Genomic DNA, 21,322 nt, shown 5'->3' with positions numbered 1-21,322 from the left:
AGTGGCACGAGCGCCGCCGCCGCTTCCACCGGAACGACCGACGAACCGCAGGAACATGTGGCCTGCAGTCGAGATCAGTTCGCGGGGATAGACTCACCCCGGGGAGGGTCGTCAGCCGCCCGCGCGTGGTGGTCGCAGCCCGCCCGCTCCGCGGAGCGGGCGGTACCGCACATGTGGAAGGACACCTGACGTTGCCCGGAGCCTCCGAGATCGCGCTCGCCGAAGCCGAACACCGGCGGGTGCGCGCCCCGCAAGCACTCCTGGACACGACGCTGGACCAGCTGCGGACCCTGGTGGTGGTGCACGAGGCGGGCACCGCGCTGGCCGCGGCCCGGCTGCTCGGACGCGAGCAGTCCAGCGTGCAGAAGCAGCTGGACACGCTGAACCGGAACTTCCGGGAACTGTGCGGCGAACCGCTGGTGCTCAAGCAGGGCAGGGGGAAGAGCGCGCTGTTCACCGGCACCGGCGAAGCGCTGGTCGAACGCGCGCGGGACACCCTCGACGACTGGCTGGACGTCGTCACCGACTCCCGGCGCCGCGTCGGCGGTTCGCTGCGGGTCGGCACCACCCGGTTCACCCTCGGCTTCCTCACGCCCGCCGTGGAACGGGTCGCCGCCGGGTTCCGCGCCGACGGCATCGACCTCAAGGTGGTGCACCTGCGCACTCGCAACCTGCTGGAAGCGTTGCGCGCCAACGAGGTCGACCTGGTCTGCGGCAGCACGCTCACCCACGTCGGCGCGAACCCGGCGGGCCTCGACGTGCTGGAGTGGCGGCGCAGCGGGCTCACCCTCGTCACCAACCTGGACCGCAGGCTGGTCCCCGGCCCCGCGGTGCGCGCCGCCGGGCTGCCCCGGCTACCGCTGATCGTCGCGGGCAGCGGGCTGGTCGCCGAGTTCCTGCGCGGCTGGTACGGCGCCGACTACCGGGGCCTGCTGAACGTGGCCGCCGAGGTCGACGACGTGCGCTACGGGCTGGAACTGCTCAGCTCCGGGCTGCTGCACGGCTGCATGCTGGTCACCCGCGGCGTCGCGGAGGCCGCCGCGGACGGCAGGCTGCCGGACGGCCGCGGCCTGCGGATCCTCGACGTGCTCGGCGACCTGGAGCCGCGGCTGGAGGTGCTGGTCGGCGCGTTCGCCAGGGCGGGCGAACTCGGGCAGCACGACGCGGACCACCCGCTGAACCGGTTGTGGGCGGCGTTGACCAGCAGGCACGACGAGTGGCGCGCGGAGCGGCCCACCAGCGGCTGACCGGCCCGACAGTTCGCCGAGACGTCTCCGCCCGGCCACCGATTCCTCACCGCCGGTGAGCCCGCGCCGGTGAAGGTGTGCGGGTGAGCGAGCCGAGAACCCGGCCGGTGCGCGCCCTGGTGGCGCTCGGCGATTCGACCACCGTCGGCATGGGCGACCGGGTCCCGGGTGGTTGGCGCGGCTTCGCCCGGATGCTCGCGGACGCCTGCGGCGGCCCCGGCCGGATCCGGTACGCGAACCTGTCCGCTTCGGGCGCGCGGGTGCGCGACGTGCACGAGGTGCAGCTGCCCGCGGCGCTGCGGCTGCGGCCGGACGCGGTGGTGCTGGTGGTCGGCATGAACGACACGCTGCGGTCCGACTTCGACCCGGCCTCGCTGCGGCGGCGGCTGGACGCGGTGGTGGGCGAGCTGACCCGCGCAGGTGCGGTGGTGGTGGCCGCGCGCTACCACGACCACGGGAGGGTGTTCCGGCTGCCTGCTCCGCTGCACCGCGCGCTGCGCAAGCGGATCGAGCAGGTGAACGCGGTGCTCGACGAGGTGCTGGCCCGGCACGGGGCGCGGTGCGTGGACCTGGACGCGCTGCCCGGCGCCTACGAGCTGGACGCGTGGTCGGTGGACCGGCTGCACCCCTCCGAGTTCGGGCACCGGTTGCTGGCGCGGGCGATGGGGGAGCAGCTGGCGGCCGCGGGGCTGCTGGTGGAGCCGGTGGCGCTGCGGTGTTCCGGAGGTGCCCGGATCACGGCCTGGCACCACGCGGGATGGTTGGTGTTCCGCGGTGTGCCGTGGCTGGTGCGGCGCGGCTCGGACCTGCTGCCGCACGGGGTCGCGGTGGTGGTGCGGGAGGTGCTGGCGCTGCGGCGGGAACGGCGGGAGCTGCGGCGGATCCGCGGTGGTGCGTTCCGGGGGCGGGGCGTGCCGGAGCGGGCCGGGGTCGGCCGGGTCGGCTCGGAGCGGGCCGCCTCGGAGCGGGCCGGGTCTGATCGGGACGAGCCGGACGGGGTGGCGCCGGATCGGGCGGTGCCGGACCGGCCGGGGGCCGGGAGGTGCGACGCGCCGGTGCCCGCGGCGAGGGCGGCCGCGGACGTGGGGCGGCACCCGGATGCCGGATGAGCCGCTGCGCCGGCCCGGGCAGCGGTGGTCGTGGCGGAGCTGAGCGTTCGGGGCCACCGGATCACTCGGACGGCCCAATCTGAATCCACGCAGAACGTGAATTGATTTCATTTCCGCTGATCTTCGATTAGCGTCCGGCCCGAAGCCGACGAGAGGACTCGCAGATGGCCGGGCCGCACCGCATCACCGCCGCACTCGGCGTCGGCGCCCTCCTCGGCGCGCTCGCCCTCGCCCCCGCCGCAGCCGCCGCCCCCGAGCCCGCCGCACCCGGCACGTCCGGGTTCACCGCGCCCGAGGTCCCGGACCACTGCGGCGGGCAGTGCCACCACGTGCTGCCACCCGGCCAGAACGGCAACGCCACGCTCGCCGAACTCGCCGGACACCTGCTGTTCGGCACCAAGCCGAAGCACTCCGATGACCAGATCGCGCCCTACGCCGACCTGGCCACCGGGTACAAGCAGCTCACCACCGGCACCATCGACGAGTTCTTCAGCGACAACTCCTTCGGCGTCGAACCCGACGACGTGGACCGCACCTACCGGCCGCGCGAAGACGTCACGGTCGTGCGGGACAAGTCCGCCGGAGTCCCGCACATCTACGGCGACACCCGCGCGGGCACCACCTTCGGCGCCGGGTACGCCACCGCCGAGGACAAGCTGTTCCTGATGGACGTGCTGCGCCACGCCGGACGCGGCGAGGTCAGCCCCTTCGCCGGCGGCGCCCCCGCGAACCGCGAACTGGAGCAGAGCTTCTTCGCCACCTCGCCCTACACCGAGGAGGAGCTGCAGCAGCAGATCGACAACGCCGCCGCATCGGGACCGCGCGGTGCGCAGGCCCTCGCCGACGCGCAGTCCTACGTGGACGGCATCAACACCTACCTCCGCGAAGCCCACGACGGCCGCTACTTCCCCGGCGAATACGTCGCCACCGGCCACGTCGACCCCATCACCAACGCGGGCGAGATCGAACCGTTCGAGCTCACCGACCTCGTCGTGCTGGCCTCCGTCGTCGGCGCCCAGTTCGGCGGCGGAGGCGGCAACGAAGTGCAGCAGGCGGTGGCCCGCATGTCCCTGCACGAGCGCTTCGGGCCCGAACGCGGCGAACAGGTCTGGCGCACCTTCCGCGCCGAGAACGACCCCGAAGCCATCTCCACCGTGCACGACGGCAGCGAATTCCCCTACGCCGCCACCCCGGACGACCCGCAGGGCCGCGCCATGCCCGACCCCGGCTCCGTCACCGAGCAGCAGCTCGTGTTCGACGAGACCGGCTCCGCCGCCGAACCCGACGCCGCCGCGCCCGGGCCGCAGACCGCCCCCGAAGCCGCGCCCGAACGGCCGCTGCCCCACGAAGAGCAGGTCGACGCGCTGCGCGGCATGTTCGACGACGGCGTGCTGCCCGCGGGCATGGCCGAACCGCGCGGCATGTCCAACGCGCTGCTCGTCTCCGGCGAGCACACCGCCAGCGGGCACCCCATCGCCGTGTACGGGCCGCAGACCGGGTACTTCGCGCCGCAGCTGCTCACCCTGCAAGAGCTGCAGGGGCCCGGGATCTCCTCCCAGGGCGCCTCGTTCGCGGGACTCAGCTTCTACACGCTGCTCGGCCGCGGCCAGGACTACTCGTGGAGCGCCACCACCGCCGCCCAGGACATCATCGACACCTACGCCGTCGAGCTCTGCTCCCCGGACGGCGGTCCCGCCACCAAGGACGCCGACCACTACCTGTTCCGCGGTGAATGCGTGCCGATGAAGCAGGTCGAGCGGCGCAACGCGTGGGAACCGAACCTCGGTGACGACACCCCCGCCGGCTCCTACCGGCTCGTGTCCTTCCGCACCGAGTACGGGCCGATCACCCACCGCGCCACCATCGGCGGAAAACCCGTCGCCTACACCACGCTGCGCTCCACCTTCCAGCACGAGGTCGACTCGATCATCGGGTTCCAGCGGTTCAACGACCCCGGCGAGATCACCTCGCCGGAAGCGTTCCAGCAGGCCGCGAACGACGTGAACTACACCTTCAACTGGTTCTACGCCGACGCCGAGCACACCGCCTACTTCAACTCCGGGGCCAACCCGGCGCGGCAACCGCACGTCGACCCCAGCATGCCGGTGCTCGCCGACCCCGCCCACGACTGGCAGGACTGGAACCCCGACGGGAACACCGCCCGGTACCTGCCGCCGGAGCAGCACCCGCAGTCCGTCGACCAGGACTACTACGTCAGCTGGAACAACAAGCAGGCGCCCGGGACCAGCGGCGCGGGCCTCAACAAGGGTGCCGTGCAGCGCGGCGACCTGCTCGACTCCCGCGTCCGCGGACTCGTCGCCCAGGGCGGCGTCGACCGGGCCGAACTGACCCGCGCCATGTCCGAGGCCGCCGTCGCCGACCTGCGCGCCGAACGCGTGCTGCCGGACCTGCTGCGGGTGCTCGACAGCGGGCCCGTCGACCCGGCGCTCGCCGGGGAGATCGACTCGCTGCGCGCCTGGCTCGCCGACGGCGGCCTCCGCACCGAGACCGAACCCGGCAGCCGGGAGTACGCGCACGCCGACGCCGTCGAACTCCTCGACGCCTGGTGGCCGCAGCTCACCCGCGGCATCTTCGAACCCGCCGTGGGCGCCGACGCCTACCGGGCGCTGACCGGCGCCGAGCACATCAACGAATCGCCCTCCGGTTGGCAGAACGAGGAACCCGGGCTGCACGTCGGGCAGCCGCACCAGGGCTCGGCGTTCCTCAACGGCTGGTACGGGCAGGTGTCGAAGAACCTGCGCGGCGCGCTCGGCGACGAGGTGCCCGGCGGGTTCGGCACCGGGCCCGCCGCGCCCGGGAACTCGCTGTGCGGTGAAGGAGACCTCGACGCGTGCCGGCAGGCGCTGCAGGACAGCCTCCGCGCCGCCGCCGACACGCCGGCCGAGCAGACCTACCCCGGTGACGCCGACTGCGAACCCGGCGACCAGTGGTGCGCCGACGCGATCGTGCACAACAAGATCGGCGGCATCGCGCACGACCCGATCAGCTGGCAGAACCGGCCGACGTACCAGCAGGTGGTGGAGTTCCCGTCCCACCGCTGATCCGCCGCGGAGTGAACGGACCGTTCGTCCAGCGGGATGGGGCAAGCGGTCCGTTCACTCCGAGACCGGTGTGCAGGCAGCGCCCCGGCACCCGTGCGCGGTGTGGAGTGAACGGACCGTTCGTCCAAGGAGATGGGACGAACGGTCCGTTCACCGGGGGAGGACGGGAGCGGTTCGAGCCGTGCGGGGCGGCCACGAGCCGTTCGGAGCGAACGGACCGTTCGTCCAACCGGATTGGGCAGACGGTCCGTTCACTCGGCGATAACCGCTGCCGCACTCCGGGCGGAGTGAACGGACCGTTCGTCCAACCAGATGGGACGAACGGTCCGTTCACCCGCAGAACCGGCGGGTCCACCCCGTTGCCGCGGCGGTGCACGCCGCGTCGCCGGATCCGGTGGTGCGGCGGTGCGATCGGGCCAACCGGATCACGCTGCCGAGCGGTTCCCGCGACATGATCAGGTGCACTAGTCTCGCGGCGGCACGATCGACGACCTTGGGGGCACCTTGGCCACGTGGGACGACATCGCCGCATTCGTCCGGTCCGAGTACCGCGTCATCGAGGACACCGGCGACGAGATCCGCATCCTCATCGAGTACGAGGACGAGCGCAGCCAGGTGATCATCGTTTGCCGGGAGGTGCTGGACCAGCGCGAGGAGTGGGTCCAGATCGCCTCGGTGTGCGGGCTCGTCTCGGACGTGGACCTGCGACTGGTGCTCAAGGAGATCGGCGAGACCTCCGTCGTCTGCGGCGCGGTGATCATGGGTGAGCACGTGGTGCTGCGCCACTCGCTGCCGCTGCTGAACCTCGACATCAACGAGTTCCTCGACCCGCTGCAGCTGGTGGCGGACACGGCGGACCAGCTGGAGGAGACCTTCTTCGGCGGCGACGGCTACTGATCCCGCCGATGGGGTGGCGGCCGGTTCCCGCCGGATCGATCCACCCCGCCGAAGATGACCCGATGGGACGCGGCTGAACGTGTTCCACCGCCCCGGGGAGCTTGACTTCTCCGCGGCGCGGCGCGGAAATCGAGGCCATGGCCCGTTCCGCCGGAACCACCCGAATCCCGGTCGCCGTGCTGCTGGTTCTCGGCGTGCTGCTGGCGGGCTGCGCCCGTCCGGTGCGCACCGCCGCCCCCGCGAGCAGGCCGAACGTAGTCGTGGTGATGACCGACGACCAGTGGCTGGACAGCGTGCGGTTCATGCCGAACGTGCAGCGGCTGCTGGGGTTGGGCGGCGCCACGTTCGACCGGTACTACGCGTCGTTCCCGCTGTGCTGCCCCTCCCGCTCGACCTTCCTCAGTGGACAGTTGGCGCACAACAACGGGGTGCGGCACAACGCGCCGCCGCTCGGCGGCTACGACGCGCTGGACGAGGAGAACGCGTTGCCGGTGTGGATGCAGCGGGCCGGCTACACGACCTCGCACATCGGCAAGTACCCGAACGGCTACGGCAAGTCGGACGAGACGCACGTGCCACCGGGCTGGGACGAGTGGCGCGGCTCGATCGACCCGACCACCTACGACATGTACGGCTACCGGTTGAACGAGAACGGTCGGTTGCGCACCTACGGCGACCCGTGGGTGCAGGACCCGGCGATGTACCAGACCGACGTCTACCGGGACAAGGCGATCGACTTCATCGACCGGCGGTCGGCGGCGGACGACCCGTTCTTCCTGAGCGTGGCGTTCCTGGCCCCGCACGGGGAGAACGTGCACGGCGCCCCGGACAACGGCGACTTCTTCCGGGTCGGTCGTGGCCCGCGGCCCGCGCTGCGCCACCAGGGCGAGTTCGCCGCGGAACGGCCGCCGTACGACGCGTCCTACGGCGAGCAGGACGTGGCGGACAAGCCGGAGTTCCTCCGCGACTACCCGGAGATCTCGGCGGCCACCGGCACCGAGATCACCACCAGCTACCGGCTGCGCCTGGAATCGCTGCTGGCCGTGGACGAAGCGGTGCAGCGGATCGTCGACGCGCTGCGCGCCAACGGGGAGCTCGACGACACCTACCTGATGTTCGTGTCGGACAACGGTTTCTTCTTCGGCCAGCACCGCGTCCCGACCGGCAAGTTCCTGCCGCACGAGGCGGCGGCGCACGTGCCGCTGCTGCTGCGCGGGCCGGGCATCGCGGGCGGCGCGCACGTGCCGGAGCTGAGCACGAACACCGACCTCACCGCCACCATCACCGACATCGGCGGGGCGGAACCGACGATCCCGCTGGACGGGCGTTCACTGCTGCCGTTCGCCCGGGACCCGTTGCTGCGCACCGGAAGACCACTGCTGCACGAGGCCGCGGAAGGCGCGCTGCCCGACCCGGTGCGGCCGGGCGCGGCGGGCGACGGAGCGTCCGCGCTGGACGTGGCGTCGGGCCGGGCGGCCGGGGCAGGCGACCTGGACCAGGACGGTTCCGCATCACCGCCCGCGCCGGCGAAACCGCGCGACGACCACAGCCAGGTCCTCGACGCCGCCTACGAGGCGATCCGCACCGAACGCTACCTCTACGTCCGGTACGTCAGCGGCGACCACGAGCTCTACGACCTGCACGTGGACCCGGACGAACTGGCGTCGAAGCACGACGACGCCCGCTACGCGCAGGTGCGGGCGTTCCTCGACCGGCACCTCGACGCGCTGCAGGGCTGCCGCGGCGCGGAGTGCGCCCGGCCGATCCCGGCCGCACCACGACCCGGGTGAGCGCAGGGGAATACCCGCGGCGAAGCCGGAAGATCGACCGAACCGGCCGTACCGCCCGATCCGGACCGGTAGGCTGCCGCGCGTGCTGTTCTTGATCCCCGCCGCCGTCCTGTTCGTGATCTTCGGGATCGGTTTCGCCTACGAACGGCGGCTGGTCCGCAACGGCGTCTACCTGTTCCTGGCCTGCCTGTTCTTGGTCGGCGGCCTGCTGATGTGGCTGGCCACGTACTCGGAATCGGCGGCGGCGGTGGTGCTGATCGTGCTGGCCCTGCTGATCCCGCTGACCACCTTGGCGCTCGCGGTGTTCCTCGTCCTCAACGGCGTGACGATGCTGCGGCGGGAGGGCAGGCGGCTCGCGAACGTGCTGTCGCTGGCCGCCGGGGTCGGGATCATCGGCTTCGTGGTGCTGCGCGGGATCGCGGGCACCATCGGGTGGGCACCGCTGGAAGTGACGATGGACGCCACGGGCAAGGTGATCGGCTACGTCTCGGTGCTGTTCGCGTGCTTCCTGCTCTACTCGCTCGTCTACGGCGCGTTCCCGCACCGCCGCCGCGTCGACTTCATCGTGGTGCTCGGCTCGGGGCTGATCGGTTCGCGGGTGCCGCCGCTGCTGGCGAGCAGGCTCGACAAGGGCCTCGCCGAGTTCCGCGCGCAGCAGGAGAAGGGGCGCGAGCCGGTGCTGGTCACCTCCGGAGGGCAAGGTCCCGGTGAGGACGTCCCGGAGGCGCGCGCCATGGCCGACCACCTCATCGCGAACGGGGCGCCGCCCGAGCGGATCCTGGTCGAGGACCGGTCGCGCAGCACCGAGGAGAACCTGCGGTTCAGCGCGGCCATCATGCGCGAGCACCGCCCGGAGCACCGCGCGCTGGTCGTGACGAACAACTTCCACGTGATGCGGGCCGCCCGGATCGCCCGCAAGGAAGGCGTGAACGCCCAGGTGATCGGTTCGCCGACGGCGCGCTACTTCTGGCCGAGCGCCACGATCCGCGAATTCGTGGCGGTCTTCCTCGCCCACCGGGTGGTGAACTTCGGGATGTGCGGGCTGCTCGTCGTCAGCACCGTGCTCACCGCGGTCTGAGACGCGCAACGGGGCGGTGCGACCACGCGCACCGCCCCGCCACGGGAACCGGGCTTCAGCCGGGCTTGACCATCGGGAACAGGATCGTCTCCCGGATCCCCTTGCCGGTGAACGCCATCAGCATCCGGTCGATGCCGATGCCGACCCCGCCGGTCGGCGGCATGCCGTACTCCAGGGCGCGCAGGAAGTCCTCGTCGAGCTGCATCGCCTCGGCATCACCGCCGGCGGCGAGCAGGGACTGCTCGGTGAGCCTGCGCCGCTGCTCCACCGGATCGACCAGTTCGGAGAAGCCGGTGCCGAGCTCCATGCCGAACCCGATCAGGTCCCACTTCTCCGTCAGCAGCGGGTCCTGCCGGTGCTGGCGGGTCAGCGGGCTCGTCTCCAACGGGAAATCGCGCACGTAGGTCGGCCGGATCAGGGTGTGCTCGACGAGCTCCTCGAACAGGTGCTCCACCAGCTTGCCCGGGCCCCACGCCGGATCCCAGGCGATCTCCCTGGCATCGGCCAGCTCCCGCAGCCGCTCGACCGGGGTGGCGGTGGTGATCTCCTCGCCGAGCGCCTCGCCGACCGAGCCGTACAGCGTGATCGACGGCCATTCGGCGCCCAGGTCGATGTCCCCGTGCTCCGGGTGGCGCACCACCATGTCGCCGAACACGGCCTTCGCGGCCTGCCGGAACAGTTCGGTGGTGAGCTCCGCGGCCGTGTCGTAGTCCCCGTAGGCCTCGTAGAACTCCAGCATGGTGAACTCGGGATTGTGCGTGGAGTCCGCGCCCTCGTTGCGGAAATTCCGGTTGATCTCGAAGACCTTCTCCACCCCACCGACCACGAGCCGCTTCAGGTACAGCTCCGGCGCGATCCGCAGGTACAGGTCGAGGTCGTAGGCGTTGATGTGCGTGGTGAACGGCCGGGCCGTGGCGCCGCCGTGCACCTGCTGCAGCATCGGGGTCTCGACCTCGAGGTAGTCGCGGCCGAGCAGCACCGAGCGCAGGGCCTGCACGGCCTTGCCGCGCTGGTGCGCCAGCTGCCGCGCCTCGGGGTTGACGATCAGGTCCACGTAGCGCTGCCGCACCCGGGCCTCGGGGTCGGTGAGGCCCTTGTGCTTCTCCGGCAGCGGCCGCAGGCACTTGGACGTCAACGCCCACGAGTCGGCCATGATCGAGAGCTCGCCGCGCTTGGAGGTGATCACCTCGCCGGTGATGCCCACGTGGTCGCCGAGGTCCACGTCGGCCTTCCAGGAGTCCAGGGCCTCCGCGCCGATCTTGTCCAGCGCGAGCATGATCTGGATGGAGCCGCTGTCGTCGCGGATGGTGGCGAAGCACAGCTTGCCGCCGGTGCGGTACAGCAGCACCCGGCCGGTGACCGACACCCGATCGCCGGTGGCGACGTCCGGTTCGAGGCCCTCGTGACTCTCGCGGACGGGCCCGATCGAGGTGGTGCGCGGGTAACCGACCGGGTAGGGGTCGACTCCGCTCTCCCGCAGCCGGTCCAGCTTCTCCCGCCGGATGCGCATCTGCTCCGGCAGGTCCTCGTGATTCTCGTCCACCGCTTCACTCACCCGGACATGGTATCGGCCCAGCTCACCAGCCTGGCCGGGGTGTCGGTCCCGCGTCGGTGGTGGCGCTCGGGCGGCCGGTCCGCCGCGAAGGTGCCCGGTGCCGAGCAGCGCGGCGAGCTGGGGGAGGGCCGCGCCCGGTCGCCACGTTCCCCGTCGACCCGCCGACGCCGCGGAGGGAGTGAACGGACCGTTCGTCCGATCTAGTTGGACGAACGGTCCGTTCACTCCGGTGGCGGCGGGGCTCAGCGCCGCTGGGCGTGGTCCGGGGCGGGCAGGGTGCGGTGGATCGCCGTGAACAGGCAGGCCAGGCCGACGGTCAGCAGGACGTGGCCGAGCCCGGAGGCGCCGGCGAGCGCGGCGCCCGTCGGCTCGCCCAGCACGGTCCTGGTGCCGTGCACCGCCATGCCGCCCGTGGTGACCAGCAGCCCGGCGTTGTAGGTCCAGAAGAACCGGCCGAACCACCTGCTCCGGGACGGCCCGGCGACCCGCTCGAACAGCAGGACCAGCAGGAACACCAGGGTGCCGAGCACCAGCAGGTGGGTGTGCAGCACCGAGAGCTGCGTGTCACCGACGAAGTCCTGCGCCTTGGTCAGCTCGCGGTAGTACACCCCGGCCAGCAGGCCCAGCACCGCGTAGCCCACCGCGGCGAAGAAGTTCTTCCGCATGATCGTGTCCCCTCAGCTCGCCGCGGGCACGCGGACCCGGCCGTCGAGGACCTCGGCGACCTGGTCCACCCCGCTGAGGTGGGTGGTGTCGTGCGTGACCAGCACGGTCGCGGTGGCGCGGCGGTGGGTCAGCGTGGTGATCAGGTCGATCACGGCGGCCCCGCGCTCGTGGTCGAGCGCGCTGGTCGGCTCGTCGACGAGCAGCACCGCCGGGTCGTTCATCAGCGCGCGGGCGATGTTGACGCGCTGCCGCTGCCCGCCGGAGAGCTGGTGCGGCCTGCGGTCCTTCTCGCCGGACAGGCCCACCGCGTCCAGCAGTTCCACCGCGCGGTCCCGCGCGTCGCGCGCCGAGCGGCCGTCGAGGTGCGCCATGACCTGCAGCTGCTCGGCCGCGGTCAGCGAGGCGATCAGGTTCGGCTGCTGGAAGACGATGCCGATCTTCTCCCGCCGCACCGCCGTCAGCTGCGCCTGGTTCATGCCGGTGACGGTGGTGCCGTCCACGACGACCCGGCCGGAGTCGGGCGTGACCAGCGCGGCGGCGACGGCGAGCAGGCTGGACTTGCCCGAGCCGGACGGGCCGATCACCGCCGTCACCGAACCGGCGGGCACGTCCAGGTCGGCGTGGTCCACGGCGGTGAGCCGGGAACCGCCGTCGGGGTAGGTGAGGGTGATGTCGCGCAACTGCAAGCTCATGACTGGCTCCTGGTTCGAGGTGATCAGCGGGCCGGCCGGGCGATCAGCGGGACGGCCCGATCAGCGGGTTGGCCGGGTGATCAGCCGGTGGCCGGGTGATCAGCGGGTGGACAGGGCGATCAGCGGGTGGACAGGGTGATCAGCGGGTGGACAGGGTGATCAGCGGGTGGACAGGGCGGTCAGCGGATCGACCGCGGTGATGCGCCGGACCGACAGCGCCGCGCCGAGCGCGCCCAGCACGACCATCACGGCGGCGGGCGGCAGCACCGTGCCGACCTCCAGCACGAACGGGACGGTGCCCACGGCGACCGCGCCGATCGCGGCGGCGAGGCCGGTGCCGATGGCGGTGCCGCCGACGAGCAGCACCACGGCCTGCCCGAGCGCGTCGCGCAGCAGGTAGCGGGTGGTGGCGCCGAGCGCCTTGAGCACCGCGACGTCCCCGCCGCGCTGGATGGTCCACACGGTGAAGAAGGCGCCGATGACCAGCGCGGAGATCACGAACAGGAACGCCTGCATCAGCTGCAGCGACCCGTTCTCCGAGCTGTACGAGCTGATCGCCGACAGGGCGCCTGCGGTGGTGGCGGTGCTGGTGCCCAGCCGCGCGTCGGCGGTCGCGAGGTCGGCGCCGTCGTCGCTGCCGAGGGCGATCACGGTCGCCTGCCGCTCGCTGCCGGGCGACAGCCGCTGCCAGTCGGCGAGGCTCGTCCACACGACCGGGTTGTGGCTGTAGGACGCGTCGCCGGACACGGCGGTCACCCGCAGCTCCTGTCCCGACGCGGTGATGGCGTCCCCGGCGCCGACGTCGAGGTCGTCGGCGGCCCCTTCGGAGAGCACGACCTCCCCGGGACCGACGGCGCCGCCCGCGGGCACCAGCGCGGAGCCGGGCTCGACGCCGAAGGTGGCCAGCGCGGTGCTGTTCGTGCCGGACCGCACCTTGGCGGTGGCGATGCCCAGCGGGTCCGCGCGGTGCACGCCGGGAACCTCGCGCCACCGCTCCCACTGCTGCCGGTCCACTTCGGACTCGGTGAAGGTCGGCTCCTGGCCCTCCGCCGGCGCGGAGAACACCACGTGGTCGGCGGGCAGGTCGGTGATGGCCGAGGTGCTCTCCCGGCCCAGGCCCGCGGTCAGGCCGGACAGCAACCCGACGAGCAGGGTCATCAGGATGATGACGGTCCCCATCAGGGCGAACCGCCCCTTCGCGAACCGGAGGTCTCTGGTGGCGACGAACACGGTCGAGTGCCTTTCTCTCACGTTCCGGCCGGGTTCCTGCCCGGCACGGCACCAACACTCGGCCGGGGGACGCCGCGGAACATCGCGCCGCCGGTCGGCTCCGCGGTGTCGAAAGGTGCGGGCGCGAATCAACCTTTCGATCGATGCACCGCCCTGACCAGCACGTAGCCTGGGAACACCGTGGACCCGCTGACGCTCACCCGACCGCTGCGCGCGTTGCGCCTGTGCCTGCACCTGCTGATGGCGGGCCTGCTCGTGCTGGCCGTCGTGCACGCCGTCACCACCGACCTGCCGCACCCCGGCGCGGTGATCGCCGCCGCCACCGCGCTGGCCGCCGTGTACGCCACCGGCCCGCTGCTGCCCGGGGTGAGCCGGTCGAAGTGGGCCGCGGCGGTGTGGCTCGGCCTGCTCGGCGCGGTGTGGCTGGTGCTGCTGTGGCTCACGCCCGACGGGGTGTGGCTGGCGTTCCCGCTGTTCTTCCTGCAGCTGCACCTGCTGCCGGACCGCTCCGGACTGCCGGTGGTGCTGCTCACCACGGTGTTCGCGATCGCCGGTTTCGCCTGGCACCAGGGCGGTTTCACCCCGGCGGCGGCGCTCGGCCCCGCGCTCGGCGCGGCCGTCGCGGTGGCCGTCGTGCTCGGCTACCAGGCCCTGCACCGGGAGAGCGAGCAGCGCCGCGAGCTGATCGAGGAGCTCACCGCGGCCCGCCACGACCTCGCCGCGGCCGAGCGCTCCGCGGGCGTGCTCGCGGAACGGGAGCGGCTGGCGAAGGAGATCCACGACACCCTCGCGCAGGGCCTCTCCAGCATCCAGCTGCTGCTGCGCGCCGCCGAACGCGCCCTGCCCGACCAGCCGGACCTGGCCGCGGACCACGTGCTCCGGGCCCGCGGGGAGGCGCAGGACAACCTGGCGGAGGCCCGGCGTTTCGTGCACGCCCTCACCCCGCCCGACCTGGAAGGGGGATCGCTGCCGGCGGCGCTGGAACGGTTGTGCGCCACCACCTCGGCGCATTCCGGGGCCGCGGTCCGGTTCCACCTGGACGGCGAACCGGCAGAGATCCCCACCCCGTTCGAGGTGGCGCTGCTGCGGATCGCGCAGTCCGCGCTGGCCAACACCGTCCGGCACGCGCGGGCCGCGGCGGCGGAGATGACGCTGACCTACATGGACACCCGCGTCGCGCTCGACCTGGTGGACGACGGGATCGGGTTCGACCCGGCGGCGGAGTCCGGTGCCGGGCGCGTCGACGGCGGTTTCGGGCTGGCCGCGATGCGGGCGCGGGCCCGCGCGCTCGGTGGCACGTTGAGCGTGGAGTCCGCGCCGGGGCAGGGCACCGCGCTCGCGGTGAGCTTCCCGCGCAGGCCCGCGGCGGAAGGGGACGTGCGATGAGCGGGACCATCCGGTTGCTGCTGGCCGACGACCACCCGGTGGTGCGCACCGGCCTGCGCGCCGTGCTCGACACCGAACCGGACTTCGAGGTGGTCGCCGAGGCCGCCAGCGCCGAACGCGCCGTCGCGCTCGCCGGCACCGAACAGGTCGACGTGGTGCTGATGGACCTCCGGTTCGGCGCGGGCATGCACGGCTCGGACGCGACCGCCGCCATCACGGCGCTGCCGGACGCGCCCCGCGTGCTGGTGCTGACCACCTACGACACCGACGCCGACATCCTCGCCGCGGTCGAAGCCGGAGCCACCGGCTACCTGCTCAAGGACGCACCGCCGGAGGAGCTGGCCGCGGCCGTGCGCACCGCCGCCGCCGGCCAGTCCGCGCTGGCGCCGGCCATCGCGCACCGCCTGATGGACCGGATGCGCACGCCCGGCACCGCGCTGAGCCGTCGCGAGACGGAGGTGCTGGAGCTCGTCGCGGACGGCCTGTCGAACCAGCGGATCAGCAAGCGGCTGTTCCTCAGCCAGGCCACGGTGAAGTCCCACCTGGTGCACATCTACGGCAAGCTCGGCGTGGACTCCCGCACGGCGGCGGTGGCCGTGGCCGTCGACCGCGGCCTCATCCGCCGGTAGCGACCGGCCACGTCACGAGGTCGCCGGGTCACGAGGTCGCCGCGACGACGGTCAGCAGCACCACGGCGTCGCCGACCGCGGTCAGGCCGTGCCGTTCGCGCGGGAGGGCGAGGTGGTCGCCTTCCGCCGCCGCGACGGAATCGGACCCGGTGGTGACCCGGACCGAACCGCGCAGCACCTGCAACGTGGCTTCGCCGGGGCTGTCGTGGTCGGCGAGCGCGCTGCCCGCGGTGAGCGCGAGCAGCACCTGCCGCAACGCGTGCCCCGACCCGCCGTGGACGGTGCTCGCGGCCCGTCCCGCGCGGGAGCGCTGGGCGGCGGCGAGCCGTTCGGCGGCGAGTTCGGTGAGCGAGGTCGTGGCCAACGGTCTCCCCTTCAGGACGTGAGCAGCAGGACGCCGCCGGTCAGCAGCGCGACGAGCTTGCCGACCTCCAGCGCGACGTAGGCGAGGTGGGCGGGCGAGCGCGGCGGCTCCTGACCGGCGAGCACGGCGCGCGTGCGCCGGCCCAGCACCGGCCGCACCAGCAGCAGCTGCGCCGCCAGCGCGGCCACGGCGAGTCCCGAGGCGACCCAGGTCGCGACCGGCGGCGTCCGCGCGGCGAGGCAGCTCAGCACGACCAGCGCGAGCACGAGCTCGACGGCGTTGAGCGCGCGGAACACCAGCCGCCCGATGCCCAGCCCGATCGGCGCGGTCACGCCGGGCGCGCGGAACTTCAGCGGGGCTTCGACGAACGAGATCGCGAGCACCATGCCGACCCAGGTGAAGGTGGCGGCCGCCGCGACCGACCCCGCGGTCACCCCCGCTCCTCGGGCGCGAGGTGCGCCACGCACAGGTCGGGCGCCACGAACGCGTCCAGCCGATCGACGGTCACCGGGGAACCCGTCGCCGCCGTGACGCCCTGCATGAGGCCGAGGTGCACCTGGCACACGACCTGCCGCTGCTGCTCGGCGAGTTCCAGGAAGGGGCAGTGCCGCAGCCCGATCTCCGCGCCCCCCGCCCGCGTCTCGGGCCGGAAGCCGAGCTCGTCGAGCAGGCCCACCAGGTGCTCGACGGCGTCCGTCCGGGTGGGCCGCGGGGTGCCGCCGGCGAGCCGCGCGCCCCAGCGCCGCCCGGCCTCGCCCGCGCTGCGCACCGGATCGGGGGCCTGCGCGACCTCGTCGACGAGGATGCCCGCGAGCAGCCGGTACTCGCGCGGTCCGGCCGGGTCCATGCCCGGTTTGGCGCGGAACAGCAGCGGCGGCCTCCCCGGGCCGGGGCGCCGCGCGTCGACGCGCTCCACCTGCCCGGCGCCGACCAGGGCGTCCAGGTGGAACCGGATCGTGTTCGGGTGCACCGCGAGCCGTCGCGCGAGCGCGGTGATGTCCCACGTCGCGCGGGATTCCCGCAGCAGCGCCAGCACTTCCCGCCGCCGCCCGGACGCTGCCGGGGCCGGGTTCCCGCCCATGACGATCTCCTCGCGTGGTGGCCGTGAGCGCGGGCCGGGGAGGTGCCCTGGTTCCGCTGCCGGTCCTGGTCGTAGAGTTTATACAACCGATCGTTGTGGAAACAGGCCCGGGAGGCCCCATGCCCGAGCAGGAGCTCGACGTCCGTGCGCTGCCGAAACCGCAGAAGCACCCCGCGATCTTCGGCGCCTTCGCCGCGCTCGCCCCCGGTGAAGCGGTCGTCCTGGTCAACGACCACGATCCGCAGCCCCTGCGCGGCGAGTTCGAAGCGGACTTCCCCGGCGGCTTCAGCTGGGAGTACCTGGCCGAGGGCCCGCAGGAGTGGCGGGTGCGCATCGGCAGGCTGCACTCGACGCCGCTGCCCCGGATCCTCTGCGACACCGGCGACCTGGGCGACGACCCCGACGCGGCGGGTGCGGTGTGGGCGCTGCCGGTCCGCGACCGCGACCTCGACTCCAACGTCGTCCAGCTGCCCGCGGGCCGGAAGATCGACGCGCACGCCGGGCCCGACCTCGACGTGCTGATCCACGTGCTGCGCGGAACGGGAACGCTGCGCACCGAAGGCGGCGACGTCCCCCTCGCTCCCGGCGTGCTGCTCTGGCTGCCGAAGCGCTCGCGCCGCGAGTTCCTCGCCGGGGAGTCCGGGCTCCGCTACCTGACGGTCCACCAGCGCCGCAAGGCCCTCACCATCGAAGGGCTCACCCACTCCGACCGCTGACCCCGTGGCGCGACGTCCCGCGAGCGCGGGGCCACGACGGAGGAAGCGGGGAAGGCCGTCCGATTCGACGGTGCGGGCGCGGAGATGCGACGGCGCCGGGCGGCGGACGGTGAGGCCGGCGGGACTCGAACCCGCACTGGCTAGGACCTAAACCTAGTGCCTCTGCCAATTGGGCTACGGCCCCCAGTGCGCACCAGCCTAACGGTTGGTGATGTCCGTTGTGTCCCCGGCCGGGTGGTTCGGCGGGCGCCGGCTGCCTCGACTCGGGGAACGGTCGGTGGGTCCGGGACTGACGTGTGATCTACGGTGTCACCAGCCAGGTGAACATGGAGGAGGACGGCGTGGCTCGTGATCCGGACGCCATTCAGCGCGACATCGAGAAGGCACGTGACTCGCTGGCCGTGACACTGGACGAGTTGAGCACCAAGGCGGACCCCAAGCGGTTCGTGGAGTCCGGTAAGGCCAGCGTGCAGGAGAAGTTGAACGACCCGCGGGTGCGCTACGCGATGATCGGGGTCGGCGCACTGGTCGCCGTCATTGTCGTGCGCAAGATCTTCCGCTGAGCCGCGCGGCGTGCGTCCGCGGGGTCACGACCCTGCTGGGCGCACGACCGCGGCCGCCCCGCGGTGCACCGTGCCACCGCGGGAGACGCGCACGATGGTGCCGAACCGGTTGTCCCAGCGGTCGATGAGCCGCCGCTGCAACTCCTTCCACCGCGTCCGCCCGCCCGCGTCCCAGCTGGGCACCGCGCAGCGCACGCAGGCCCCCGAGTTCGGGCCGACGACCTCCCAATCGACCTCGCCGCTGGTGATGGTGGTTCCCGGCCCCCAGTCCAGTTCGGCGAACGGCGGCACGTCCAGCTCCAGGTGCACGTTCGGCCGGAACCGCAGCAGGTCCACCGGGGCGCCCAGGTCGGCGGCCAGCGCGTCCAACGTGGACTGCACGGTGACCAGCACCGTCGGGCCCCGGTCCTGATTGCCCGGTTCGCTGCGCAGGCTCAGCGGGATGCCCAGCGAACCGGTGAGCGCCGCGGGCAGCCGCGGATCGGCCCAGTCCCACGCGGTGCCGTCCGGCGCGTGCAGCGTCGGCGCGGGCACCGGATCCACGACCTCCGCGCCGTAGCCGCTCGACCAGTGCAGCAGCGCCGGGTTCTGCCGCACCGTCAGCACCGAACCGGCGCGCCGCTCGCGCTGGTCGACGAGGACGTGCGCCCGGTCGCCGGCCATGCCGCGCTCGTCGAAGCGGGCCGCGGGCACGGCCTCGCCGCGCAACGACTTCACCGGCCAGCGGTGCAGCCGGGAGACGGTCCCGCGCAGCACGCCGGCGCTCACACGTCCCGGTGCAGCAGCGGCAGCAGCGCGTCCGCCAGCAACCGGTCCACGAACCGCGTGTCCAGCGGTTCACCGGTGAGCATCAGCCGGTGCAGCAGCGCGGCACCGGCGAGCTCCACCACGGTGTCCATCGGAGCCTGCGCGTTGATCTCGCCGCGCCGCACACCGCGCTCCACGATGCGCCGCAGCACGTCGCGCTGCGGCAGCAGGAACGACTCGCGGAACGCCGCCGCGAGCTCCCGCTCGTGCGGCAGCTCGCCGACCAGCGCCTGCGCCGCCTTCCCCGCGGGCCCGGTGAGGAAGGTGGCGAACGCGCGCAGGAACTCGCCGAGGTCGCCCGGCACGCTGCCCGTGTCCGGCTCCGGGATGTTGCGCTGCACCAGCTCGTTGCAGGTGTCGATCACCAGGTCGAGCTTCGACTCCCAACGCCGGTAGATCGTGGCCTTGCCCGCGCGGGCCCGGGCCGCGACGGCGTCCATCGTCAGCGCGCGGTAGCCGACTTCCGCGAGGACCTCCATCGCCGCGGTGCGCAGGGCTGCGTCGCGCGTGGCGTCCCGCGGCCGGCCGCGTCCGGGGGACCGGCCGGTCCCGTCGGGCAAGCTGCTGGTCGGTGCGTTCACGGCGACCATCCTAGGGAGAAGTGGTGGGGGCGTGGTTTCCGCCGGACCTTTCGGGTGATCTTCCGATCCAGGGCGCGGGGCGCCGGGTCACCGCGCGGCGTGCGCGCTGGCGGTGTCGGCGGCGGCAGCGGCCTGGCGGGTCGCCTCGTCGGACAACCCGTGCCGCGCCTGCAGGTAGGCGGTGCTGAACGCGAAGCCGTCGCCGTTGAGCAGGTGGATCACGACGCGGCCGGTGGGGTTCGGCGCCAAGTGCTCGATGAGCTGGTCGGCCTGGTCCCGGGCGGCGATGAGGCCGGGAGCGCGGGCGGTGCGGGTCGTCTGCCCGGTCGAGACGGTGACCGACCAGTCGTCGCCGTCCGGCACGTAGTTGGCCGTGATGTGTCCCGTTGCCATGTTGCCTCCCCGTCGGCGCTGTTGCGGGCCGGTCACGCGCGCACCGACCGGGTTGGCGCTCCTGCTCGGCGGGCGCCGCAGCCGCGGACGGTGGCTCGGCGTCACCTCACGCGTGACAGCCGACTCTACGGGTTAGCCGCGGTCGAGGTCTGCGGGCCGGTCGATATCGAAACCTTCCGAGACGCCATCGCACCTCACCAGGGTGACGGCGTGATCACGAAGGTAACCGCGCGCACCCGCATCTCCGACGGCCGTCGCCGCGGCCCCCCGCCAGTGCGCGCGTCCCAGCAACACAGGGTGACTGCGTCGCTGGTCGAGTGATGCGGCGGCGAGGGCGTCCGGCGCGGCGTGCGCGGCGACCCGGCGCACCGCCTCCGCCGTCACGCCCGGCATGTCCACCGGCAGGAACAGTGCTGCCGCCACGTCCGCGGATTCCCCTGCCAGCGCGGTGAGACCGGCCCGGAACGAGGAACCCATCCCGCTGTCCCAGTCCGGGTTGGACACCACGTCGACGCCCCGCAGCTCCGCCGCCGCGCGCACCTCCGCCTCGGCCGCGCCCAGCACCACGAGCACCGGTGCGCAACCACTGTCGGTGAGCACGCGGGCCGCGCGGTCGACCAGGAGGGTGCCGCGGTAGTCGACGAGCGCCTTCGGCATCCCGAACCGTCGCCCCGCTCCCGCGGCCAGCACCACGCCAGCGACCCGCATGCCCCCGACCCTACCGACGAGCGGAGTGAACGGACCCTTCGTCCGATCTAGTTGGTCGAACGGTCCGTTCACCCCGTTCCGGTGCGCCGGCGGGGCGCCCGCCGCGGGGGAGTGAACGGACCGTCTGTCCCATCCGATTGGTCGAACGGTCCGTTCACCCCCGCTCGTCGCGAGCCCGGGTAGTAGCCGGACGCCGCGCCTCGACGTGAGTGAACGGACCGTCTGTCCGATCTAGTTGGTCGAACGGTCCGTTCACTCCGGCAGGGCGGCGGTTCAGTAGTCGACGCGGTCCGCCTTCGCCAGCCACCGCTCGAACGGTGCCGCCCGTTCGGCCAGCGGCACCTGGCGGACGCGGGTCGGCCACGGCTGCTCGGGGTGCCGGAACAGGTCGTGGAACGCCCGGTCGTCGAACCCGCCGCGCGCCGCGTCGTGCCGGTCGGCGGCGTACACGACGCGATCCAGCCGCGCCCACAACGCCGCGCCCAGGCACATCGGGCACGGTTCGCAGGAGCTGACCAGCACGCACCCGTCGAGGTGGAACGTGCCGAGTTCCCGGCAGGCGGCGCGGATCGCGGTGATCTCGGCGTGCGCGGTGGGATCGAGCTCGGCGGTGACGAGGTTGGTGCCGCTGGCGACGGGCCGCCCGGCGCGCAGCACGAGCGCGCCGAACGGTCCGCCGCCGTCGGTGACGCTGCCGGCGGCGAGCGCCACGGCTTCCGCGGCCCAGCGGGTGTCGGTGAGTCCGGTCGACGGCACGTGGTTCTCCAA

The 21,322-nt window shown here is 72.9% G+C and carries 22 protein-coding genes and 1 tRNA gene; 10 read left to right on the top strand and 13 right to left on the bottom strand.

Features of this window, described 5'->3' with window-relative positions:
• The first annotated feature begins 191 nt into the window (after positions 1–191).
• The 6 genes from H1226_RS23250 to H1226_RS23225 all read left to right on the top strand — a co-directional run bounded on the left by H1226_RS23250 (position 192) and on the right by H1226_RS23225 (position 9,183).
• Positions 192–1,247 (top strand): LysR family transcriptional regulator, encoded by a 1,056-nt coding sequence (locus tag H1226_RS23250; protein ID WP_258342610.1) that lies wholly within the window; start codon positions 192–194, stop codon positions 1,245–1,247.
• A gap of 83 nt (positions 1,248–1,330) precedes the next feature.
• Positions 1,331–2,356, top strand: coding sequence for an SGNH/GDSL hydrolase family protein (locus tag H1226_RS23245; RefSeq protein ID WP_258342609.1), 1,026 nt, complete (start codon positions 1,331–1,333; stop codon positions 2,354–2,356).
• A gap of 164 nt (positions 2,357–2,520) precedes the next feature.
• Complete coding sequence (locus H1226_RS23240; RefSeq protein ID WP_258342608.1) at positions 2,521–5,418, top strand: penicillin acylase family protein; 2,898 nt, start codon at positions 2,521–2,523, stop codon at positions 5,416–5,418.
• A 504-nt stretch (positions 5,419–5,922) separates the two neighbouring features.
• Positions 5,923–6,315 (top strand): hypothetical protein, encoded by a 393-nt coding sequence (locus tag H1226_RS23235; RefSeq protein WP_224962730.1) that lies wholly within the window; start codon positions 5,923–5,925, stop codon positions 6,313–6,315.
• A gap of 137 nt (positions 6,316–6,452) precedes the next feature.
• Entirely contained in the window at positions 6,453–8,105 is a 1,653-nt protein-coding gene (locus tag H1226_RS23230; RefSeq protein ID WP_258342605.1) for a sulfatase family protein, read from the top strand.
• A gap of 82 nt (positions 8,106–8,187) precedes the next feature.
• Positions 8,188–9,183, top strand: coding sequence for a YdcF family protein (locus tag H1226_RS23225; protein ID WP_258342603.1), 996 nt, complete (start codon positions 8,188–8,190; stop codon positions 9,181–9,183).
• Between the two features lie 55 nt (positions 9,184–9,238).
• On the opposite strand, the gene lysX is transcribed toward H1226_RS23225, so the two are convergent.
• The 4 genes from lysX to H1226_RS23205 all read right to left on the bottom strand — a co-directional run bounded on the left by lysX (position 9,239) and on the right by H1226_RS23205 (position 13,275).
• Positions 9,239–10,738, bottom strand: a complete 1,500-nt coding sequence (gene lysX / locus H1226_RS23220; RefSeq protein ID WP_258342601.1) for a bifunctional lysylphosphatidylglycerol synthetase/lysine--tRNA ligase LysX — start codon at positions 10,736–10,738, stop codon at positions 9,239–9,241.
• Positions 10,739–10,980: 242 nt separating this feature from the next.
• Positions 10,981–11,403 carry a DUF2871 domain-containing protein gene (locus tag H1226_RS23215; RefSeq protein WP_258342599.1) on the bottom strand — a complete coding sequence of 141 codons (423 nt, stop codon included), beginning with the start codon at positions 11,401–11,403 and terminating at the stop codon, positions 10,981–10,983.
• 12 nt (positions 11,404–11,415) lie between these two features.
• A complete protein-coding gene (locus tag H1226_RS23210; protein WP_224960618.1) occupies positions 11,416–12,096 on the bottom strand; it encodes an ABC transporter ATP-binding protein in 681 nt (226 codons plus the stop codon).
• Positions 12,097–12,255: 159 nt separating this feature from the next.
• Positions 12,256–13,275 carry an ABC transporter permease gene (locus H1226_RS23205; protein ID WP_425565601.1) on the bottom strand — a complete coding sequence of 340 codons (1,020 nt, stop codon included), beginning with the start codon at positions 13,273–13,275 and terminating at the stop codon, positions 12,256–12,258.
• A 231-nt stretch (positions 13,276–13,506) separates the two neighbouring features.
• Between H1226_RS23205 and H1226_RS23200 the strand changes: the two genes are divergently transcribed.
• Positions 13,507–14,712, top strand: coding sequence for a sensor histidine kinase (locus H1226_RS23200; RefSeq protein ID WP_258342597.1), 1,206 nt, complete (start codon positions 13,507–13,509; stop codon positions 14,710–14,712).
• A complete protein-coding gene (locus H1226_RS23195) occupies positions 14,709–15,341 on the top strand; it encodes a response regulator (protein WP_224960615.1) in 633 nt (210 codons plus the stop codon). The genes H1226_RS23200 and H1226_RS23195 overlap by 4 nt, the downstream gene beginning before the upstream one ends.
• Before the next feature lie 28 nt (positions 15,342–15,369).
• Here the strand turns inward: H1226_RS23195 and H1226_RS23190 are convergent, their stop codons facing one another.
• From H1226_RS23190 to H1226_RS23180, 3 genes are read right to left on the bottom strand one after another with little or no spacing between them, the layout of a single operon-like run.
• On the bottom strand, positions 15,370–15,705 hold the full coding sequence (locus H1226_RS23190; protein ID WP_258342596.1) for a cupin domain-containing protein: 336 nt from the start codon (positions 15,703–15,705) through the stop codon (positions 15,370–15,372).
• Positions 15,706–15,716: 11 nt separating this feature from the next.
• The gene (locus H1226_RS23185) at positions 15,717–16,139 is read right to left on the bottom strand and encodes a hypothetical protein (protein ID WP_258342594.1); all 423 of its coding nucleotides are present in this window, start codon (positions 16,137–16,139) and stop codon (positions 15,717–15,719) included.
• Complete coding sequence (locus H1226_RS23180) at positions 16,136–16,786, bottom strand: helix-turn-helix transcriptional regulator (RefSeq protein ID WP_258342592.1); 651 nt, start codon at positions 16,784–16,786, stop codon at positions 16,136–16,138. The genes H1226_RS23185 and H1226_RS23180 overlap by 4 nt, the downstream gene beginning before the upstream one ends.
• 119 nt (positions 16,787–16,905) lie before the next feature.
• Here H1226_RS23180 and H1226_RS23175 point away from each other — a divergent pair, with 119 nt between their 5' ends.
• On the top strand, positions 16,906–17,502 hold the full coding sequence (locus H1226_RS23175) for a DUF2249 domain-containing protein (protein WP_258342589.1): 597 nt from the start codon (positions 16,906–16,908) through the stop codon (positions 17,500–17,502).
• A gap of 110 nt (positions 17,503–17,612) precedes the next feature.
• Here the strand turns inward: H1226_RS23175 and H1226_RS23170 are convergent.
• Positions 17,613–17,686: transfer RNA gene (locus H1226_RS23170), tRNA-Leu, on the bottom strand.
• 157 nt (positions 17,687–17,843) lie between these two features.
• Between H1226_RS23170 and H1226_RS23165 the strand changes: the two genes are divergently transcribed.
• Entirely contained in the window at positions 17,844–18,065 is a 222-nt protein-coding gene (locus tag H1226_RS23165) for a DUF3618 domain-containing protein (RefSeq protein ID WP_224960620.1), read from the top strand.
• A gap of 24 nt (positions 18,066–18,089) precedes the next feature.
• Here H1226_RS23165 and H1226_RS23160 read toward each other — a convergent pair whose 3' ends face one another.
• From H1226_RS23160 to H1226_RS23140, 5 genes are all read right to left on the bottom strand, one after another.
• Positions 18,090–18,833 carry an MOSC domain-containing protein gene (locus H1226_RS23160; protein ID WP_258342588.1) on the bottom strand — a complete coding sequence of 248 codons (744 nt, stop codon included), beginning with the start codon at positions 18,831–18,833 and terminating at the stop codon, positions 18,090–18,092.
• Positions 18,830–19,453, bottom strand: coding sequence for a TetR/AcrR family transcriptional regulator (locus H1226_RS23155; RefSeq protein WP_224960605.1), 624 nt, complete (start codon positions 19,451–19,453; stop codon positions 18,830–18,832). Before H1226_RS23155 ends, H1226_RS23160 begins: the two co-directional genes overlap by 4 nt.
• An 87-nt stretch (positions 19,454–19,540) precedes the next feature.
• A complete protein-coding gene (locus tag H1226_RS23150; RefSeq protein WP_224960604.1) occupies positions 19,541–19,846 on the bottom strand; it encodes a hypothetical protein in 306 nt (101 codons plus the stop codon).
• 132 nt (positions 19,847–19,978) lie between these two features.
• Positions 19,979–20,554: a nucleotidyltransferase family protein gene (locus tag H1226_RS23145; RefSeq protein ID WP_258342584.1), complete on the bottom strand. Its 576-nt coding sequence runs from the start codon at positions 20,552–20,554 to the stop codon at positions 19,979–19,981.
• Positions 20,555–20,827: 273 nt separating this feature from the next.
• Entirely contained in the window at positions 20,828–21,310 is a 483-nt protein-coding gene (locus H1226_RS23140) for a nucleoside deaminase (protein WP_258342583.1), read from the bottom strand.
• Positions 21,311–21,322: the final 12 nt, after the last annotated feature.

It is taken from the genome of Saccharopolyspora gregorii, from assembly GCF_024734405.1.
GTDB lineage: Bacteria > Actinomycetota > Actinomycetes > Mycobacteriales > Pseudonocardiaceae > Saccharopolyspora_C > Saccharopolyspora_C gregorii.
This window is presented reverse-complemented; position numbering and strand designations above follow the sequence as displayed.

Bases quoted from the DNA above. Each gene is read 5' to 3' on its own strand.
- H1226_RS23240 (WP_258342608.1), top strand. From the start codon at position 2,521: ATGGCCGGGCCGCACCGCATCACCGCCGCACTCGGCGTCGGCGCCCTC.
- H1226_RS23230 (WP_258342605.1), top strand. From the start codon at position 6,453: ATGGCCCGTTCCGCCGGAACCACCCGAATCCCGGTCGCCGTGCTGCTG.
- H1226_RS23215 (WP_258342599.1), bottom strand. From the start codon at position 11,403: ATGCGGAAGAACTTCTTCGCCGCGGTGGGCTACGCGGTGCTGGGCCTG.
- H1226_RS23210 (WP_224960618.1), bottom strand. From the start codon at position 12,096: ATGAGCTTGCAGTTGCGCGACATCACCCTCACCTACCCCGACGGCGGT.
- H1226_RS23205 (WP_425565601.1), bottom strand. From the start codon at position 13,275: ATGGGGACCGTCATCATCCTGATGACCCTGCTCGTCGGGTTGCTGTCC.
- H1226_RS23195 (WP_224960615.1), top strand. From the start codon at position 14,709: ATGAGCGGGACCATCCGGTTGCTGCTGGCCGACGACCACCCGGTGGTG.
- H1226_RS23180 (WP_258342592.1), bottom strand. From the start codon at position 16,786: ATGGGCGGGAACCCGGCCCCGGCAGCGTCCGGGCGGCGGCGGGAAGTG.
- H1226_RS23175 (WP_258342589.1), top strand. From the start codon at position 16,906: ATGCCCGAGCAGGAGCTCGACGTCCGTGCGCTGCCGAAACCGCAGAAG.
- H1226_RS23150 (WP_224960604.1), bottom strand. From the start codon at position 19,846: ATGGCAACGGGACACATCACGGCCAACTACGTGCCGGACGGCGACGAC.
- H1226_RS23145 (WP_258342584.1), bottom strand. From the start codon at position 20,554: ATGCGGGTCGCTGGCGTGGTGCTGGCCGCGGGAGCGGGGCGACGGTTC.